Source organism: Dactylosporangium sp. NPDC049525 (assembly GCF_040676755.1).
Lineage (GTDB): Bacteria > Actinomycetota > Actinomycetes > Mycobacteriales > Micromonosporaceae > Dactylosporangium.
Genome location: NZ_JBFAPO010000053.1, coordinates 20761 through 39432 on the forward strand (window position 1 = coordinate 20761; position 18672 = coordinate 39432).

Consider the following 18672-nt stretch of genomic DNA (forward strand, 5'->3'; position numbering starts at 1 on the left):
TGCTCATCGCCTGACAACCAATTTCGTCCAGCGTCGTGGTCACCGCTTCCAGATCGAGTTCCGGAGGTTCGAAGTGACCAACTGCGACTGGCTCCCAACGCCCACAGACATCGACGCTCAGAGATGGCAAACTGTCCCGTGCATTCGCACGGTACTCGCCGTCGTGCACACGATGGTGAGCTGCCACCGGATGCTCGACGTGATGGAATGCGTGGAGACCGACACCCGGATCCAGACGGTGTGGACGGTGGCCCCGGACGCCTTCCGGCGCGGGTGCGCCGAGCATCTGGAGCGACTCGGCGCGCTCGTGGTGCCGTGGCAGCAGGCCCAGCGGACCCGGTTCGACCTCGCGGTGGCCGCGTCCTCCGGCGGGCTGCCGGCGTTGCGCGCCCCGCTGCTGGTCATGGCGCACGGCGCCGGCCGGGGCAAACGGGTCCGCCCGGGCGGGCGGGGCACGCCGGCGACCGGCGAGCGGCAGGTCTACGGCCTGGACGCCGGCCGGCTCAGCCACGACGGCGAGGTGGTCGCCTCGGCCCTCGCGCTGGCGCACGAGACGGAGCTGGAGATCGTGCGCCGGCAGTGCCCGGCGGCGCTCGCCGTGACCGTCGTCGTCGGCGATCCGTGCCTGGACCGCCTTGTGGCCAGCGCCGGCCTGCGGGAGCGGTACCGGCGGGCCTTCGGCGTGGCACCGCACGAGCGGCTCCTCGTCGTCAGCTCCACCTGGGGCCGGGACGGGCTGTTCGGCAGCGTGCCCGAGCTGCTGCCCCGGCTGATGCAGGAGGCGGCCGGGTCCCGGTGGCGGGTCGGCGCACTGCTGCACCCGGCGGTCTGGACGGCGCACGGCCACCGGCAGGTCCGGGCCTGGCTGGCCGAGTGCCGGGCGGCCGGGCTGCTGCTGGCGGACCCGGCCGAGGATTGGCGGGCGCTGCTGCTCGCGGCGGACCGGCTCGTCGGCGACCACGGCTCGGTGACCGCCTACGGCGCCGCGCTGGGCCTGCCGACCCTCCGCCTCGCGCCCTCGCCGGGCGGCGCCGGGCTGGACCCGGCCCGGGCCCTGCTGCCCCAGGCCGACGCCGCCCCGCCCGCCGACCCGCGGTCCGCCGCCGCCGCGCTGACCTCGCGGCCCGGTGAGGCGCACCGGTTGCTGCGCGGCACGATGTACCGGCTGCTCGACCTCGACGAGCCCGGCCGGCACCGCAGTCCCGCCCCGGTGGCCGTGCCCGCCTGGGAGCGCCGGTGAACCCGCCGGTCGTCGTGGTGCCCGACGGCCCGGACGACCCGATGCTGCCGCTCGCCGACGTCGTGGTCGCCACCGCCCGGGCGGACTGGTTCACCCGGCTCCCCGGTCTGGCGCTGGTACTGGTGCCGGGGCGGGAGGGGTACACCATCCACCGCCGCGACGGCATGCGGGTGTTGCGGGCCGGGCCGGTCGGCGACCCCACCGCCGCGGCGGGTGCCGCCTACGCGGCCTGGCTGGCGGATCAGGGCGCCGTGAGCAGGTCCAGTTGACGCCGGACCTGGCCGGCCCGGCGGGAACCGGCCGCCTCGAAGATCGCACCGGCCTGCGTGAAATGGCGGATCGCGAGCGCGGTGTCCCCGCGGCGGCGGGCGATGCGGCCCAGCACGTCGAGGGCCGCCGCGAACTCGAACTCGGAGCCCAGCTCCCGCAGCCGCACCGCCGCGCCGGTGGCGATCCGCTCCGCCTGCGCCGGCTCGTCCCGGCCGAGGTGCGCGGCCGCGAGCGCGACGGCGGCCCGCGCCGCGTTGTGGGGATCGGCGTCGGCGAGCGAGTCGTGCGCCTCGCGCAGCAGCGGCAGCGCCTCGTCCGGCCGGCCGGTCCCGGTGAGCACCGAGCCGAGCCTGACCAGGGTGAGGGCGGTGGACCGGTGGTCGGCCAGGATCCGCCGGATGGCCAGGACCTCGGTGTACACCTCGATCGCCGAAGCGGTGTCGCCGGCCTCGGCGCGGATCTCGGCGAGGCCCTCCACGGCGTCGGCGTGGCCCTGTTCGTCGCCGATGCCGCGGTACAGCTCGATCGCCGCGCCGGTGTGCCGCAGCGCCGCCGGCAGGTCCCCGGTGACGGCGCTGACCCGGCCGAGGCGTTTGAGCATGACGGCCTCGGCCCAGCTGTTGCCCCACGCGCGGGCCGCCTCGACGCCGATGCGGTCCACCTCGAGGCGGTCGCGGTAGTACTTGCCGTGCAGGAACAGCGGCCACAGCGCGTACGCGAGGTGCCAGGCGAGCTCGGCGCGGCCGAGGTCGTGCGCGACGCGGACGGCGTCGACGAGCGTGCCGCGCTCGCGTTCCAGCCAGGCCAGCGCCGCGGCGCGCCCGTCGGGCACCGGCACCGCCGGGGCGCCGGACCGGTAGGGCAGCCGCCGCCGGTACGGGGTGAGGACCCCGTCGGCGGCGCCCGCGGCGGCCAGGCACCATTCGAGCATCGCCAGCCGGGCCGCGGCGGGCTCGTCCGCGCCGGACTGCTGCCGGGCATGCAGCCGCACCAGCACGTGGAACCGGAACCGGTCCTGGTCGACCTCCTGGAGCAGGTTGGCGTCCAGCAGCCGCTCCACCCCGCCGCCCGGCGCCAGCGCCGCGGCGAGGTCCGGGCCGAAATCGCGCCCGGGATGCCAGGCGAGGCGGCGGTACAGCGCCGCGGTGGCGGCGTCCAGCGACCGGTAGGACAGGTCGAACGTGGCCCGCACCGACCCGCCGTCGGGCACCGCGAGGGCGCCGAGACGGCCGGGCTCCCCGGCGAGCTCGGCGACGACCCGCCCGACGGACAACGCCGGCCGCGCGGCGAGGCGGGCCGCCGCGACGCTCAGCGCGAGGGGCAGGCCGCCGCACAGGTCCGCCAGTTCGGCCGTCGAGCCCGGCTCCCGGTCGACCCGCTGCCGGCCGGCAGTGGCGGCGAGCAGCGCGACTGCGTCGCCGGCGGGCAGCGTGCCGACCCCGATCAAGTGGGCACCGTCGGCGACCAGCCCGGCCAGCCGGTGCCGGCTGGTGACCACCACCAGGCTCGACGGCGACGCCGGCAGCACGGCCCGCACCTGCGCGGCGGAGAAGGCGTCGTCGAGCAGCACCAGCAGGTCCCGGCCGGCGGTGAGCGACCGGAACAGCGCCGCCTGGTCCCGCAGCGTGGTGGGCACGGCGCGGGGCGGCACGGCCAGGGCCCGCAGGAAGCAGGTCAGCACCTCGGCCGGGTCCGCCGGCCCGGACGCGCCGAACGCGGTGAGGTCGAAGTACAGCTGGCCGGCGTCGAAGCGGCCGGCGACCCGGTGCGCCCACCAGGTGGCGAGCGCGCTCTTGCCGACTCCCCCGGGGCCGCTGAGCACGACCAGGTGCGGGCCGGGACGCTCCAGGAGCAGGTCGAGCTCGGCGAGCTCGGCGGCGCGGCCGGTGAAGTGCGGGGAGGCCGGCAGGAGCTGGCGCGGGACGGAGACCGGCACCGCGGCGGGCGCGGCGAGATAGACGTCGCCGTGGATGCTGCCCGCCTGGACCGCCGGGCCGTGGATCGTCCCGGACAGGTCGTTGCCCCGCTCCGCGCCGAGCCCGCCCGCCTGCGTCATCCGCCGCCTCCAGGTGCCTCTGCCGTGCCTGCCGGGCCGCCGGGCCCGCCGGCGCTTGTGCCGTGCCGGGCCTGCCGGCGCCTGTGCCGGGCCTGCCGGCGCCTGTGCCGGCTCAGAGGTTGACGCCGCCGTGGATGTCGCGCGCCTGCACGACGGTCGACGCCCGCCCGCTGAAGTGGTTGCCGCCGTCGGCCGCGGGGGTCGCGTCCGCCGGCAGGATCTCGCGCAGCCGGTCGGCCAGCGCCGGGTCGTCGGCCATGGCGCTCAGCAGGGCCTCGGCGAGCGCCACGATGCGCTGCTGGTCGTCGGGATGCTCGATCGCGTCCTCCAGGGCCTCCTCGTCGCCGCGGCGCCGCCCGAGCCGCTCCCGGACCAGCCGGACCAGGGCACCGACGGCCCTCCCCCCGGACGCGACCGCGGCCTCGGTGCCCATGGTCGCGACGGCCGCGGCAACCGCCATCGCAAGCTCGTCCGGCGTCATGCGGCCTCCCCTGGTGTCACCCTCGGTACACACAACGATACTGGTCTTCATCAATAGGCCGATACCCGTCGATCCCCGGTTTCCCGTGCCGCACACCACAGGTGTCCGGATGGTGACACTTGGTATCGGCTCCGCTCCTCGGCACGTCTCCATCGCCGCGAATCCACCGAGACGAAGGAGCAAACGCATGCAACCCGACTACCGACTGGCCCCGGGCAATCTGGTCGACCTGTACGCCGACGCCTCCCACACCGGCAATCCGGGCAAGCGGATCGGCACCGCCGAGGTGCACGTCGTCCTCGAGGGCGGAGCGAAGTACAAGGTCCGCGTGCTGACCAGCACCACCGTCGGCTACCAGGCCGGTCAGCTGGCCGACGTCGACGCCACCCTGCTGCACCAGCAGGGCCTGCAGGTCCAGACCGGCGTCCAGCTGTCCGCCAGCAACCCGCACGCCCTGCTCGGCGACCCGCGGGTCACGCAGTACCTGAGCGCCCAGGACCGCGGCAGGCTGGCCGTGGTGGACAAGGACGAGGCGCAGCGGCACGTCTCGGTCCAGGGCAAGATGGCGGTCACCACCGGCGTGCTGGGCGAGATCGTGGCCAACCTCAAGCGCGCCGAGCCGGCGTTGCGGCCCGACCTGGGCGAGGTCGGCACCGTGAGCTGGATGATCATCGACGGCAACCCGTATGCGGGTGTCGGTGGCGGCGCCGGACCGGCCAAGGACCAGCCGCTGACCGTCCGGGTGTTCCTGGACGGGCCGCTGTCGTCGATCCGCACGATCACCACGGCGGAACTGGACCACCAGTTCGAGCTGACCCTGCGGGCGCGGCTGGGACGGATCAACGAGATCGCGGAGCAGCACGTGGCCGAGCCGGTCAACGTGGCGAAGGGCGCCGGGTACGCCGTGGCGCTGCGCTCCGCGCTGGCGAGCTATGCGACCACGCTGTCGTCCCTGCTGGGCGCGCGGCCGGCGCCCGACGCGGCCACGGCGACGGAGCTCGAGAAGGACAACGCCACGATTCGCGAGTCGCTGCGCAAGCACCTCGCCGCGGCCACGAAGGTGTACGACCTGGCCTTCTTCGTGGGCTACCTGTTCCACAAGGGTGCGACCGAGAAGCAGATGTGGGTGTCGATCGGCAGCTACGTCGAGACGCTGCCGGAGCAGGCCGCGGTCGTCGACCTGGTCGCCAGCAAGTTCTCGCGGCAGGGTGACGGCAAGTTCCTGCTCGTGGCCACCCGCCGGTACGCGCACCTCATCAGCCCGAAGGTGCAGTGACCGGGACGACCTGAACCGGCGCCGGGTCCGGGTCCGGGGGCGCTCGCACGGCCGATCCGTCCGGGCCCGGCAACCACTACGGACGCGGCGGCGTCCGGTTCAAACGGCGAGGCGGTATCCGTGCCGGATCACCGTCTGCACCAGCTCGGCGTCCGGCAGCGAACGGCGCAGCCGGGAGACCGCCATCTCGATCGCGTGGTCGTCGACGTCGGTCAGGCCGGGGACCAGGCGCCGGACGTCCGCGCTGGACAGCACCCTGCCCGGCTCCAGCGCGAGGGCCCGCAGCACGTCGATCGGGCCCTGCTGGATCGGGAACAGCTGCCCGTCGAGCAGCGCCGCGTGGCCGCGCACCTCCAGGACCTTGCTGCCGACGGTGGCGTGCACCGCCCGGTCGAGGACGGCGTCGGCCAGCTGCGCGGCCGTCTCCTCGTCGAACGGCAGCGGCGGTGTGCGCGGCCGCACGCCGTGCGCGCGCAGCACGGCGGCGCCGAGCGGGCCGCGGCAGACGGCCGGGATGTGCGTGCCGAGCTGGGCGACGACCGCCGGCAGCCGCCCGTGGTCGGCGGCGAAGCGCAGCACGTGCCCGGCCGCGACCGGGTCGAGCCAGCCGACCGCGTCGACCTGCCGGCGGCTCATCAGCTCGACGATCCGCCGGACCCCGAGGACGTCGTTGGGCGGCTCGGTGACGTAGGTGGGCACCTCGACCACGTCCGCGCCGTGCAGCCGCAGCGACGCGCATCCCTCGGCCTGGATCGGCGCGTCGAGCTGGGCGACGATGCGCCGACCGGCCGGTTGGTGGGTCAGCAGGTACCGGTACAGCTCGTCGGCGGAGCCGGCCGGCGTGGACAGGATGTCTCGCAGCCCGAAGCCCCGCAGCGCGTCGGCGGTGCGGGCGTCCGCGGCCAGGAGGCGGGCCGAGCCCACCAGCGCCAGCAGCCGTTCGGGGTCGGGCACCACGCGCAGCCAGGCCCGCACGCCACCCGCGGAGCCGGCGAGCAGGTCGTCGAGGGGCCCGCCGAGCGCCGCGGTGGCCCGGCGCACCAGGTCCGGGTCCGGCTGCGGCACCGCCCGCACGCCCTGCACGGACACGATCCGGGCGCCGTGCTGTTCGAGCAGGTCGGCGAGGCGGTGCCGGCGCCGGTGACCGATCAGCGCGATGGTGAAGCCGGCCAGCAGCGCCGGGGGAGCTCCCCCGGCGCTGTGCGCCCGTTTCAGAACCACGCCCTCACTACGGACGGCGGACGGAGTCGGGTCACCTCCTACTTCACCGAACCCGCGAGCACGCCCTGCACGAAGTACCGCTGGAAGGCGAAGAACACGATCAGCGGCAGCAGCATCGACAGGAACGCGCCCGGCGCGATCACGTCGACGTTGGAGGAGAACGTGCCCATCTGCTCCTGCAGGACATACGTGATCGGCTTGCTGGACGCCCCGGCGAAGACCTTCGCCACGAGCAGGTCGTTCCAGACGAACAGGAACTGGAAGATGGTCAGCGAGGCCATCGCCGGCCAGGCGATCGGCAGCACCACCCGGGTGAAGATCATGAATTCGGTGCCGCCGTCCATCCGGGCGGCCTCGAGCAGGTCGCGCGGGATGCCGATGAAGAAGTTGCGGAGCAGGAAGATGGCGAACGGCAGGCCGAACGCGACGTGGAACACGACCACGCCGGTGAGCGTGCCGAAGATGCCGAGCGCGCCGAACAGCTTCGCGTCCGGGATGATCGCCATCTGGATCGGCACGACGATGAGCGCGACCACCACGGCGAACACCGTGTCGCGGCCGCGGAAGTCCAGCCACGCCAGGGCGTAGGCGGCCAGCGCCCCGATCGCCACGACCAGGACCGTGGACGGCACGGTGATGAGCACGCTGTTCCACAGCCCGCTGACCATGTCGCGGTTGTCCAGCAGCCTGGCGTAGTTGGCGAAGGTCAGCTCGCCGGGTTTGGTGATCACCTGCCACCAGCCGGTGGCGGCGCTGGCCGACGCCGGGCGCAGGCTGGCCACCAGCAGGCCGAACGTCGGCAGCAGCCAGATCAGCGCGACCAGCACGACGAGGGCGTACAGCACGCCGCCGCCGAGCCGGGTGACCAGCCGGGACACCGCGCTGCGCCGCGGCGGGCCGGTCACGGCGGTGCCGGCGGGTTCGATCGTCGGCACCCTGGCCGTGAACACGGAGCTCATCGGTCCCTGTCTCCTCGCAGTCGGCGGACGTTGTACAACATGGCCGGCAGCACGAGCACGAACAGCAGCACCGCGAGGGCGCTGCCCAGGCCGGTGTCCTGGCGCGCGAAGGCGGTCTGGTACATCTGCAGCGCGACGACGTTCGCGCGGTCCTGGGTCACCGGGTCCGGCGCCAGGATGTACACCAGGTCGAAGATCTTCAGCACGTTGATGACGAGCGTGACCAGCACGACCACCAGCACCGGCCGGACCAGCGGGATGGTCACCCGCCGGAACACCTGCCACTCGGTGGCGCCGTCGACCCGGGCGGCCTCCAGCGCGTCGCGCGGGATGGCCGACAGGCCCGCCGAGATCAGCACCATCGCGAAGCCGGCCCAGATCCAGATGTACGCGGCGATGATCGCGGGTGTCACGACGCTCCCGCCGAGCCAGGTGACGCCGTTGAACGGGGGCGTGAAGTTCGACGCGGCCAGCCGGACCGTGTACCCGTCGCCGGTGAGCTGCGGGAACGCGAACGTCCCCGACCCGGCGGTGCGGGTGGTGGCGAGCACCGTGCCGTCGCGTACCGCCTCCACGAGCATGCCGGGCAGGCCCTTCTCGCCCACGTCGACGGCGCCGGGCCGGCCGCCGCCGCCGTGGCTGAAGTCGAGCCAGACCGTGCCGCGCAGGCCCGTCCCGGACACGTCGGGCGTGGCGTCGACGGCGCCGGCCGGGACCCGGTCCGACGGGAGCCCGACCATCGGCAGCAGGACCGGCGCGGCCGCGGCGGCCGGCGCGGCGGTCTGCACGGCGCCGTCCGCGGTGACCAGGCCGGCGTCCTCGCGCGGGCTCGTCCCGGAGTACTTCGACGGCGGCTTGAACACGTCGTGGATCGACACGATCGCGGCGTTGAGCGCGCCCCGGTCCTTGTCCGCCTCGTACACCAGGGTGAACGTGACGCCGGCCGCGAGGAACGAGATGGCCATCGGCATGAACAGCACGGTCTTGAAGGCGGTGGCCAGCCTGATCCGCTCGCTGAGCACGGCGAACACCAGCCCGAGCGCGGTGACCACCGCCGGTGCCACGACGACCCAGACGACGTTGTTGACGATGGCCCGGCGGGTGGCCGGCCCGGTGAACATCTCGACGTAGTTGGCCAGGCCGACGAAGCGGGTGCTGTCGGCGTTGAAGAAGCTGTACCAGAGCGTGGCGACGATCGGGTACGCCACGACGGCGGCCAGCACGACCAGCGCCGGGCCGAGGAAGAGCGCCGTGACGAGCCCCGGGACCTCCCATCGGCGCTGCCGCCGGGGCACGCCGGGCGCGGCGCCGGGCCGGCGGACGACCGCGACGCCCCGGGCCGGGTCCGCGGTGACCGGGCCGCTGTTCCTCGCCGCCGGTGCCGCGGCCCTGAAGCCGCCCGCGGGTTCGGACGCACGCACCATCAGAAGTCCTTCGCCGCGGCCGCTTCGAGCCTGGCGGCCAGGGCGTTGACGTCCATCGCCGGGTTGCCCAGGAACTCCTGGAGCAGCTTCCACTCGTCGGCGTTCGTGCCGCCGCCGAAGGACGCCGGCGCCAGGTCCGACATGTCGAACTTGATCACGTCGGCGCTGCCGACCAGGGTGGCCAGCCCGCGCACCGTGTCGTCCGGGTACGCCGCCGGGTCCGCGGTCCTGTTCGGGGTGATGAACCCGCCGCCCCGGGCGAAGATCTCGGCCGACTCCTTCGAGGCGAGATACGCCATGAGCGCCATCGTCGCCTTGTCGTCCTTGAGCGCGACCGCCTGGTCGCCGCCCACCACCACGGACCGCTTGGCGCCCCTGATGGTCGGGAACGGCAGGTACCTGGCCGTGACACCGACCTTGTACCGGCCCGCCTTGGTGATCTCCGAGCCGACGAAGTCGCCCTCGCACAGGATCGCCGCCTTCGGCTTCTCGCCGAACACCTCGGCGACGGACTGCGAGAAGTCGATCTTCAGCGCGCCGGCGTTGCCGCCGTCGATCATCCGCGGCGCCGACCACAGCCGGCCGATCAGCTGCAGGGCCTCCACGACCGTCGGGTCCGTCCAGGGGATCTGGTGCGTGGCCAGCCTGTCGTAGTTGTCCGGGCCGCCGACCTGGAGGTAGACGTTCTCGAAGAAGTCGGTCAGCGTCCAGGCCGACCCGCCCGGCACCGCGAACGGCGTGATGCCGGCGTCGGCGAGCGTCCTGGCCGCGGCGACGAACTCCTCCCAGGTCTTCGGCTCCTGCACGCCCGCCGCGGCGAACGCGTCGGTGCGATACCAGCAGATCGACTTCTCGGCGGCCTTCAGGTAGAGGCCGTACACCTTCCCGTCGACCGTGCCGAGGTCCTTCCACGCGGCGCTGTAGTTGGCCGTGACCGCGTCGAGCGCCTCGCCGCCCAGCGGCTTGAGGTTGCCCCTCCGCGCCATTTCCGCGACGGTGCCCGGCTGCGGGACCAGCGCGATCGACGGCGGCGTGCCCCCGGAGATCTTCTGGTTGAGAAACGACGCGACGTCGTCACCGGCGGACGTGTACACGGTCTTGACGCCGGTCTTCTTCTCGAAGCGCTCCAGCACCTTCTTGAAGTTCGCCTGCTCGACGCCCGACCACTTCGCCACGACCTCGACGGTGCCGCTCAGGCCCGACGTGGTGATCGGTGCGGATGTGGTACCCCCACAGCCTGCGGCGGCGGCCGTGACCATCGCGGCGAGCGCCGCGGACAGTCGTGCGGTGCGTATCACGGACGGTCTCCTTCTCCGGAGCCTGGCGCCTCGACCACGTCGATCCGCTCGGTTCGTCTGGACGTCGTTCGGTGTCGCGAATGTTGTCGCGTTCACATGCCGGTGACCAGACCTCGGGACGGTCCGCAACGCGAACGAAAGGGTCCTCACAAGATCGTGGAGAGCAGGGCGATCATGCCGCGCCCCTCGGCGTGCACGATCTGGGAGCCGCTGCCGGTGCGGGCGTGGCAGGTGACCCCGAGCACCTGCGCGGCCCGCAGCAGCAGGCGCACCGACGACCGGTCCCGCGACCGCAGCCGGAGACCGGTCTGCGACACCTTCGGCGCGGCGGTGAGCAGCGCGGCGCGCCACACCGCCGCAGCCCGTCGGCGCTGCGCCGCCTCCTGCGCTGCCTCCTGCCCTGTCCCCTGCGCTGTTCCCTGCGCTGTCCCCTGCGCTGCGCCGTTGCCCAGCAGGAGCCCGACGTTGCACGTCCACTCGCCGGACAGCCGGGCGACCACGACCGCCGGTTCGGCGCCGTCGACCTCGACGATGTACGTCTCGTACCGGCGGCGGATGCCGGCCACCTGGCGGCGCACCCAGCACCTGGCGCCCGGCACCGCCCGCATCACGTCGGCGAACCGTGCCGCAGCCGGCGCCGTCTCGAACTCGGCGCGCAGCCCGCCGGCGCAGTCGCCCACCACGGCCCACACGTCCCGGTCCCGCCCGTCACCCGGACGCTGCAGCCGCGGCGTGCCCGCCAGCAGCATGAGGCTCGCCTCGAACAGGTCGGCGCCGTCATCGGACATGGCCGCCGCCCCGTCGCCGGCTCGGTGGCACGATGCGGAACCAGTAGGAGCCGTGGCCAGGCAGCGTCAGCAGGTACGGTCGCAGGCCGATGCTGGGGAACCGGGTGTCCCCGGTCAGCTCGACCGGGGTGTGCCCGTGGAACCGTGCGCCCAGCGGCAGCTGCACCGGCTGCGGGTGCCGGGACAGGTTGTGCACGCACAGCAGCACCTCGTCGACGTGCTCGTCGCGGTGCTCGCGCAGGAACGCCAGGACCGCGGCGTTGGAGCCGCCCAGGTCGGTCAGCCCGCCGAGCGCGAACGCGACATGCTGCTTGCGGATCGCCAGCATCCTGCGGGTCCAGTGCAGCAGCGACGCCGGCTCCTCCAGCTGGCGTTCGACGTTGACCGACTGGTAGCCGTACACCCAGCCGCTGTTCATCGGCAGGTACAGCTGGCTGGGGTCGCAGCGGGAGAAGCCGCCGTTGCGGTCGACGTTCCACTGCATCGGGGTGCGCACGCCGTCGCGGTCGCCGAGGTACACATTGTCGCCCATGCCGATCTCGTCGCCGTAGTAGATGACCGGCGAACCCGGCAACGACAGCAGCAGCGACGTGAACAGCTCGATCTGGTTGCGGTCGTTGCCGACCATCGGGGCCAGCCGCCGCCGGATCCCGAGGTTGAGCCGCATGCGCGGGTCGCGGGCGTACTCGCTGTACAGGTAGTCGCGTTCCTCGTCGGTGACCATCTCCAGCGTGAGCTCGTCGTGGTTGCGCAGGAACGTGCCCCACTGGCAGCCGTCGGGGATCTTCGGCGTCTGCGCGAGGATCTCCGAGATCGGCACCCGGGACTCCTTGCGCACGGCCATGAAGATCCGCGGCATCAGCGGGAAGTGGAACGCCATGTGGCACTCGTCGCCACCGACCGTGGGGTCGCCGAAGTACTCCACCAGGTCGGCCGGCCACATGTTGGCCTCGGCGAGCAGCACGGTGCCGGGGAACTCGTCGTCGACGACCTTCCGGACGCGTTTGAGGTACGCGTGCGTCTCCGGCAGTCCGGCGCACTCGGTGCCCTCGCGGGCGAACAGGTAGGGCACGGCGTCCAGGCGGAAGCCGTCGATGCCGAGGTTGAGCCAGAACCGCACCACGTCGAGCATCGCCTCGGCGACGGCCGGGTTGTCGTAGTTGAGGTCCGGCTGGTGGTGGAAGAACCGGTGCCAGTAGAACTGCTGCCGGACCGGGTCGAAGGTCCAGTTCGACGGTTCGGTGTCGGCGAAGATGATCCGGGCGTCGGGGTACCCGGTGTCGGTGTCGCGCCACACGTAGAAGTCGCCGTAGGGGCCGGACGGGTCGCGCCGGGACTCCTGGAACCAGTGGTGGGTGTCGGAGGTGTGGTTGAGCACCAGGTCGGTGATGACCCGGATGCCGCGGGCGTGCGCCTCGTCCAGCAGCGTCACGAAGTCCTCGATCGTGCCGTACTCCGGGCTGATCCTGAAGTAGTCGCGGATGTCGTAGCCGCCGTCGCGGCGCGGCGAGTCGTAGATCGGCGGCAGCCAGACGCAGTCGACGCCGAGCCACTGCAGATAGTCCAGTTTGGACACCAGCCCGAGCAGGTCCCCGACGCCGTCGTTGTTGGCGTCGAAGCCGGCCTGGGTCAGGACCTCGTAGAACACCGCGCGCTTGTACCACTCGCGGTCGGCCGGGCGGCGGTCGTCGCCGATCGGGCGGGTCGGGCCGGGTAACGGTGTCGCCTGCGGTGGTGCGGTGTGTTGTTGTGTCATCGACGTGTCCCGTCTGAGGGATGGCGGGGCCGCCGGAGCGCCGGTCGTCGTCGACCGCGATCGCGGGAGCGGGGTGGGTGGTGCGGCTACCGGACCGTGCCGGCGAGCATGCTGTGCTGGAAGAACCGTTGGAACAGGAAGAAGGCCAGCAGCGGCACCGCCATCGACACGAGCGCGCCGGGTGCGATCACGTCGATGTTGGAGGGGAACGAGCGCATCTGCCCCTGCAGGACCGACGTGATCGGCGCGTGGTCCGAGCGGGCGAAGACGAGCGCGACGACGAGGTCGTTCCAGACCCACACGAACTGGAACACCGCCAGCGACGCCAGCGCCGGGGCGCCGAGGGGCAGCACGACCCGCCGGAAGATGGCGAGCTCGCCGCCGCCGTCCAGCCGTGCGGCCTCGATCAGGTCCGGCGGGATCTCGGCGAAGAAGTTGCGCAGCAGGAAGATCGCGAACGGCAGGCCGAACGCGACGTGGAACGCCACCACCGCCGGGATGCTGCCGGACAGGCCCAGCAGCCGGAACACCCGCGCGTCCGGGATGATGGCCACCTGCACCGGCACGGCGATGAGCCCGGCGAGGACCAGCGTGACCACGTGCCGGCCGCGGAACTCCAGCCACGCCAGCGGATACGCGGCGGCGGCGCCGATCGCCACCACGAGCAGGGTCGCCGGCACCGAGATGAGCACGGTGTTCCACAGCGCCCGGGTGATCCGGTCGTCGGCGAGCAGCCCCTGGTAGTTGCGCAGCGTCAGCCGGGTCGGCTCGCCCAGCACCGTCCACCAGCCGGTGTCGGCGTTGTCGGCCGGGCTGCGCAGGCTGGTGACGGCGAGGCCGACGGTCGGCACCAGCCACCACAGGCCGACGGCGACGACCGCGAGCTGCGCGGCGCCGCGACCGAGCCGCCGCGCGGCCCGCACGGCCGGGCCCGGCCCGGGGCGGACGGCCGGTTCGGTGCCGGCGGGCTGCAGCTCCGGCACGGCGACGGGGGCGAAGATGCTCATCGCTGCGCCCTGCGCAGCCGGTGCACGTTGAACAGGACCCCGGGCAGCGCGAGCAGGAGCAGGAGCACACCCAGGGCGCTGCCCCGCCCGACGTGGTCGAACGACGAGCGCCACATCTCCAGCGCCAGGACCGCGGCCGGGCCCTGGGCCGACTCCGGGGCCCCGACGAGCACCAGGTCGAAGACCTTGAGCACGTTGACGGTGAGCGTCAGCAGGACGACCACCACGATCGGGCGCATCAGGGGCACCGTGACCTGCCGCAGGATCTGCCAGTCGCCGGCGCCGTCGATCCGGGCGGCCTCGATCGTCTCCTTCGGGATCGCCGCCAGCCCGACCGTCACCAGTACCATCGCGAAACCCGCCCAGATCCACAGGTAGGCGCCGATCAACGCCGGGGTGACCAGGGACGGGCCGAGCCAGGTCAGGCCCGCGAACGGCGCGGTGAAGTTGCCGGCGGCGAGCCGCACCACGTAGCCCCGGCCGGTCAGCCGCGGCACGGCGAAGCTGCCGTCCGCCCCGGTGCGGGTCCGGGCGACGACCGCGCCGTCGCGCAGCACCTCGACCTCGACGCCGGGCAGGCCGCGCTCGCCGGCGTCGACCGCGCCCGGCGTGCCGCCGACCGCGGTGAAGTCCGACCACACCACGCCGTGCACCCCGGAGCCCGCGCCGCCCGTGCCGGCCTGGGTCGCGGACCCCGGCACCTGCGCCGGCGCCAGCCCGACCAGCGGCAGCAGGACGGGCTGGTCGGCGGCGACCGGAGCGCTGGTCTGCAGGCCGCCGTCGTGCGGCACGAGTGCCCGCGGGTCGCGGGCCCGCGCGCCCGGGTACGGCGACGGGGGCACGAAGACGTCATGGACGCCGACCACGACCGCGTTGAGCACACCCCGGTCGGGGCTCTCGTCGTACACCAGCCGGAACGTGATCCCGGCGCACACCAGCGAGATCGCCATCGGCATGAACAGCACGACCCGGAACGCGGCGGCGCGGCGGACGCGCTGCGCGAGGACCGCGAGCAGCAGCCCGACCGCGGTGACGAGGTTCGGCGCGACGACGATCCAGGCGGCGTTGTTGAGCAGCGCCCGGCGGATCTGCGGTGCCGTGAAGATGTCGGCGTAGTTGGCCAGCCCGGCACCGGCGCGGCCGTCCGCGTCGCCGAAGCTCCACCACAGCGTCTGCCCGATCGGGTACACGACCAGCGTCGTCACGATCAGCACGGCGGGCGCCAGGAACCACGCGGCGGTGCGGGCCGGTGCGGTGCGGGCCATCAGGGGCTCCCGTACGCGACGGCGGCGGCCGCCTCGAGCCGCGCCGCGACGACGGCCGGGTCCGTGTCCGGCGCGGCGAGGAACTCCTGCAGCAGCCGCCACATGCTGGCCCCGTTGCCGCCACCGAAGCTGCTCGGGGCCAGGTCGGACAGGTCGAAGCGCACCGTGGGCGCCGTCAGCAGGGTCCCGGCGAGCGCCCGGGTGGTCGCGTCGGGGTACACCACGGGATCGAGGTCGAGGTTGACGGACAGGAACCCGCCGTCGCGCACCATGATGGCGGCGGCCTCCGGCGACGCGAAGTACGCCATGAGCGCCGTCGTCACCGGCCGGTCGGTGAACGCGACCGCGGCGTCGCCACCGGCGACGACGGCACTGCCGGGGCCGCCGGCGCCGCCGGCACCGTTCAGGGACGGCCAGGCGAAGTACCGCGCGCCGTCCCCCACCCGGTAGAGGCCGAGCTTCGCGATCTCCGTGGCGACGAAGTCCCCCTCGCACAGCATGGCCGAGCCCGGCCTGCGGCCGAACACGTCGGCGACCGAACGGGTGAACGTGGTCTGCAGCGCGCCGGCGGCACCGCCCAGCAGGAACCGCGGCGACGACCAGTACCGGCCCATCACCCGCAGCGTCTCCACCACCGTCGGATCGGTCCAGCGCAGCTCGTGTGCGGCCAGCCGGTCGTACCGCTGCGCGCCGGCGAGCTGCAGGTAGATGTTCTCGAACCAGTCGGTGAGCGGCCAGCCGTCGGCGCCCGGCACCGTCATCGCCGCGACGCCGGAGTCGACGAGCGTCTGCGACGTCGCCGACAGCTCGTCGAGCGTCACCGGCGGCCGGACCCCCGCTGCGGCGAACGCGTCGGCGCGGTACCAGATGACCGACTTGTTCGCGGCCTTGAAGTACACGCCGTACAGCCGGCCGCCGACGCTGCCGAACTGCTGCCACTGCGGGGAGAAATGGGCGCGGACGGCCCGTTCCGCGGTGCCGGTGACCGGTTTCGCCGCGCCGCTGGCCACGTACCGGGCGATCACCCCGGCCTGCGGGATCATCGCGACGTCGGGCGGCGAGCCCGCCGCGACCTGCGCGGAGAGCATCACGTCGAGGTCGCTGCCGCCGGGGGTGTACCGCACCCGGGCACCCGTCCGCTGCCCGAACGCGCGCAGCACCCGCTGGAACTTCGCCTGCTCCTCACCGGTCCAGCTGCCGGCCACCTCGACCGTCTGCCCGGCGTACGGCCGGTCCGGCGACGCGACGGCGGTGCAGCCGGCCGGCGCCAGCAGGACACACCACAGCGCGGCGGCCGCCGCACGGCGCACCGGTCGCGTCGGTTGCGCCGGTTGCGCTGGCCGCGTCGATTGCGCCGGTCGCGTCGATTGCGCCGGTCGCGCCGTGGCGGCGGCACCGTGCACCGAGCTCACCATGGCGGCGTCACCGTGGGCCGTGCCCGGCGTCGAACACCATCAGGTGCCTGGCGTCGACGGCGAGCATGATCGCCCCGCCGACCGCGACGTTCGAGCGGTCGCTCACCCTGGCGACCACCGCCGGCGCGGCCGGCCGGCCGGGGTCCACGTCGGCCAGCTCCACGTGCACGATCCGCTCCGCCCCGGCCGGGCGCAGCTGCCGGACCACCCCGTGCAGCACCAGGACCACCGGCCCCGCGGCGGCGGGGCGGCCGACCACCGCGTCCTGCAGGTGCTCGGGCCGGACCCCCAGGACGATCCGCCGGCCGAGGTGGCGGCGCAGCGACGGGCGCCGGCGCAGCAGCCCCGGCACCGGCACCTGCTGGCCGTACACGGCGAGGACCGGGGTGCCGAGATGCTCCAGCAGCGTCGCCGGCACCAGGTTGATCAGGGGCTCGCCCGCGACCAGCGGGCCGGCGTCCCGGTCCAGCACGATGCTGACGCTCATCGGCATCTCCCAATCGCAGGCACGGCGTGTCAGACGAGTGTTGGCGCTCGGACCGGCAGCACACCAGAGCCGGTCACGACGTGTGACCGTTCTGCAAGACGCCTCACAAGATCACGCCCGGCCGGCGATGCGCCCGAGGGCCGTCGAGGTACGTTGGGCGGGCGCCCGGCAGGCGATGCGGGGCTCCCGAGGGGAGGGTTGCCGTCGTGACGCCCGACCCCGCCCCGGTGCCGCTGCGGGAGTTCGTGCTGAAGCTCGCCGGCCGCTGCAACCTTGCCTGCACGTACTGCTACGTCTACACGGGCGCCGACCAGAGCTGGCGGTGGCGCACGCAGCGCATGCCGCTGGACACCGTCGCCCGGGTCGGTCAGCGGATCGCCGCCCACGCGCAGCAGCACGGCCTCGACCGGGTCCGGGTGGTCCTGCACGGCGGCGAACCCCTGCTGTACGGCGCGGCCGGCCTCGACGCCGCAGGCGACCTGCTGCGCGGGTCCCTGCCCGGTTCGGTCGAGCTGGACCTGACCATGCAGACCAACGGCGTGCTGCTCGACGAGGAGATCCTGGCCGTCGCGCACCGGCACCGGATCCGGATCGGGGTCAGCGTCGACGGCGAGGAGGCGACGCACGACCGGCACCGGGTGCGGCCGGACGGCCGGGGCAGCTACGCGTCGGTGCGGCAGGCGCTGGAGCTGCTCACCCGTGAGCGGCACCGGGCGCTGTTCGCCGGCGTCCTCACCGTCGTCGATCCTGCCGCGGACCCCGTCGCGACCTACGAGTCGCTGCTGGGCTTCGGGCCGCCCGCGATCGACTTCCTCCTGCCGCACGGCCACTGGGGCAGCCCGCCCCCGTCCGGGGGCGCCGGGGCGTCCGGCACGCCCTACGGGGACTGGCTCGTCGCGGTCTTCGAACGCTGGTACGGCGCACCGCGGCAGGAGTGCGAGGTGCGCGTGCTCACCGGCGTGGTCGACTCGCTCCTTGGCGGATTCAGCCGCACCGAGCAGATCGGGCTCTCCCCGGTCGCGCACGTGGTCGTCGACACCGACGGCTCGCTGCAGCAGACGGATGCCCTGAAGCTCTCCTATCCGGGCGCCCCGGAGACCGGGCTCGACGTCTTCCGGCACAGCTTCGAGGACGTCCTGCGCAGCCCGCAGATCGCCGGGCGCCAGGCCGGCGTCGCCGGGCTCGCCGAGCAGTGCCGGCGCTGCCCGGTGCTGGCCGGCTGCGGCGGCGGGCACTACGCCCACCGGTTCCGGCCCGGCCACGGATACCGCAACCCGTCCGTGTACTGCCCCGACCTGTATCACCTGGTCCAGCACGTGGCCCGGCGCCTCGGCGCCGACCTGGCGCGGCTGGAGCAGGCGGGCTCAGCCTGAGGCCGGGCGCCAGTCCTCGTCGACCCGGAAGTGCGGGAGCATGCCCATCCCCTGCAGGAGCTTCCGCACGAACGGCGACGGCCTGGCCAGCCGCACGGTGATGCCGCTGCGCTCGGCCCTGCGGTAGCTGGTGATGAGCACGCCGAGCCCCATCGACTCGATGAACGCCAGGTCGGCCAGGTCCACGACCAGCTCGGCGGGTGCCCGCTGGATGGCCTCGTCGAACACGTCCCGCAGCACGTCGACGTACAACACGTCGATCTCACCGCTGACCACGATCACCCGGGTCGAGCCGGCGTCGTAGGCACTGACCGGTCGCTCGATCGTCATGATCACCTCCGCGCGAACGATCGCTG

Annotated in this window: 17 protein-coding genes; 4 read left to right on the top strand and 13 right to left on the bottom strand. The window is 73.7% G+C overall.

Going from position 1 to position 18672, the window contains the following annotated elements; translation table 11 throughout:
* Window positions 1–163: 163 nt before the first annotated feature.
* Window positions 164–1240, top strand: coding sequence for a hypothetical protein (locus AB0K00_RS44780; RefSeq protein ID WP_363534829.1), 1077 nt, complete (start codon window positions 164–166; stop codon window positions 1238–1240).
* The gene (locus tag AB0K00_RS44785) at window positions 1237–1509 is read left to right on the top strand and encodes a hypothetical protein (protein WP_363534831.1); all 273 of its coding nucleotides are present in this window, start codon (window positions 1237–1239) and stop codon (window positions 1507–1509) included. The genes AB0K00_RS44780 and AB0K00_RS44785 overlap by 4 nt, the downstream gene beginning before the upstream one ends.
* Here AB0K00_RS44785 and AB0K00_RS44790 read toward each other — a convergent pair.
* Both AB0K00_RS44790 and AB0K00_RS44795 read right to left on the bottom strand, forming a co-directional pair.
* The gene (locus tag AB0K00_RS44790) at window positions 1482–3566 is read right to left on the bottom strand and encodes a tetratricopeptide repeat protein (RefSeq protein ID WP_363534834.1); all 2085 of its coding nucleotides are present in this window, start codon (window positions 3564–3566) and stop codon (window positions 1482–1484) included. The genes AB0K00_RS44785 and AB0K00_RS44790 overlap by 28 nt on opposite strands.
* A 112-nt stretch (window positions 3567–3678) precedes the next feature.
* Window positions 3679–4047: a hypothetical protein gene (locus AB0K00_RS44795; RefSeq protein WP_363534837.1), complete on the bottom strand. Its 369-nt coding sequence runs from the start codon at window positions 4045–4047 to the stop codon at window positions 3679–3681.
* 187 nt (window positions 4048–4234) lie between these two features.
* On the opposite strand from AB0K00_RS44795, the gene AB0K00_RS44800 reads away from it, so the two are divergent.
* The gene (locus AB0K00_RS44800) at window positions 4235–5323 is read left to right on the top strand and encodes a hypothetical protein (protein ID WP_363534840.1); all 1089 of its coding nucleotides are present in this window, start codon (window positions 4235–4237) and stop codon (window positions 5321–5323) included.
* A gap of 99 nt (window positions 5324–5422) precedes the next feature.
* Here AB0K00_RS44800 and AB0K00_RS44805 read toward each other — a convergent pair whose 3' ends face one another.
* The 10 genes from AB0K00_RS44805 to AB0K00_RS44850 all read right to left on the bottom strand — a co-directional run bounded on the left by AB0K00_RS44805 (window position 5423) and on the right by AB0K00_RS44850 (window position 16943).
* Window positions 5423–6544, bottom strand: a complete 1122-nt coding sequence (locus AB0K00_RS44805) for a uroporphyrinogen-III synthase (RefSeq protein ID WP_363534843.1) — start codon at window positions 6542–6544, stop codon at window positions 5423–5425.
* Between the two features lie 38 nt (window positions 6545–6582).
* Entirely contained in the window at window positions 6583–7503 is a 921-nt protein-coding gene (locus tag AB0K00_RS44810; RefSeq protein WP_363534846.1) for a carbohydrate ABC transporter permease, read from the bottom strand.
* Complete coding sequence (locus AB0K00_RS44815) at window positions 7500–8927, bottom strand: ABC transporter permease subunit (RefSeq protein ID WP_363534849.1); 1428 nt, start codon at window positions 8925–8927, stop codon at window positions 7500–7502. The genes AB0K00_RS44810 and AB0K00_RS44815 overlap by 4 nt, the downstream gene beginning before the upstream one ends.
* Entirely contained in the window at window positions 8927–10225 is a 1299-nt protein-coding gene (locus AB0K00_RS44820) for an extracellular solute-binding protein (protein WP_363534852.1), read from the bottom strand. Before AB0K00_RS44820 ends, AB0K00_RS44815 begins: the two co-directional genes overlap by 1 nt.
* 146 nt (window positions 10226–10371) lie before the next feature.
* Window positions 10372–11013 (bottom strand): hypothetical protein, encoded by a 642-nt coding sequence (locus AB0K00_RS44825; RefSeq protein ID WP_363534855.1) that lies wholly within the window; start codon window positions 11011–11013, stop codon window positions 10372–10374.
* Complete coding sequence (gene treS / locus AB0K00_RS44830; RefSeq protein ID WP_363534858.1) at window positions 11003–12769, bottom strand: maltose alpha-D-glucosyltransferase; 1767 nt, start codon at window positions 12767–12769, stop codon at window positions 11003–11005. The genes AB0K00_RS44825 and treS overlap by 11 nt, the downstream gene beginning before the upstream one ends.
* A gap of 86 nt (window positions 12770–12855) precedes the next feature.
* Window positions 12856–13776, bottom strand: a complete 921-nt coding sequence (locus AB0K00_RS44835; protein ID WP_363534861.1) for a carbohydrate ABC transporter permease — start codon at window positions 13774–13776, stop codon at window positions 12856–12858.
* Window positions 13773–15041: an ABC transporter permease subunit gene (locus AB0K00_RS44840; protein WP_363534863.1), complete on the bottom strand. Its 1269-nt coding sequence runs from the start codon at window positions 15039–15041 to the stop codon at window positions 13773–13775. The genes AB0K00_RS44835 and AB0K00_RS44840 overlap by 4 nt, the downstream gene beginning before the upstream one ends.
* Entirely contained in the window at window positions 15041–16351 is a 1311-nt protein-coding gene (locus AB0K00_RS44845) for an ABC transporter substrate-binding protein (RefSeq protein ID WP_363534867.1), read from the bottom strand. Before AB0K00_RS44845 ends, AB0K00_RS44840 begins: the two co-directional genes overlap by 1 nt.
* A 112-nt stretch (window positions 16352–16463) precedes the next feature.
* The gene (locus AB0K00_RS44850; RefSeq protein ID WP_363534870.1) at window positions 16464–16943 is read right to left on the bottom strand and encodes a TOBE domain-containing protein; all 480 of its coding nucleotides are present in this window, start codon (window positions 16941–16943) and stop codon (window positions 16464–16466) included.
* Window positions 16944–17149: 206 nt separating this feature from the next.
* Between AB0K00_RS44850 and AB0K00_RS44855 the strand changes: the two genes are divergently transcribed.
* Complete coding sequence (locus AB0K00_RS44855; RefSeq protein ID WP_363534873.1) at window positions 17150–18316, top strand: FxsB family cyclophane-forming radical SAM/SPASM peptide maturase; 1167 nt, start codon at window positions 17150–17152, stop codon at window positions 18314–18316.
* Here the strand turns inward: AB0K00_RS44855 and AB0K00_RS44860 are convergent.
* Entirely contained in the window at window positions 18308–18646 is a 339-nt protein-coding gene (locus AB0K00_RS44860; RefSeq protein ID WP_363534876.1) for an STAS domain-containing protein, read from the bottom strand. The two genes, AB0K00_RS44855 and AB0K00_RS44860, sit on opposite strands and share 9 nt — an antisense overlap.
* Window positions 18647–18672 lie beyond the last annotated feature (26 nt).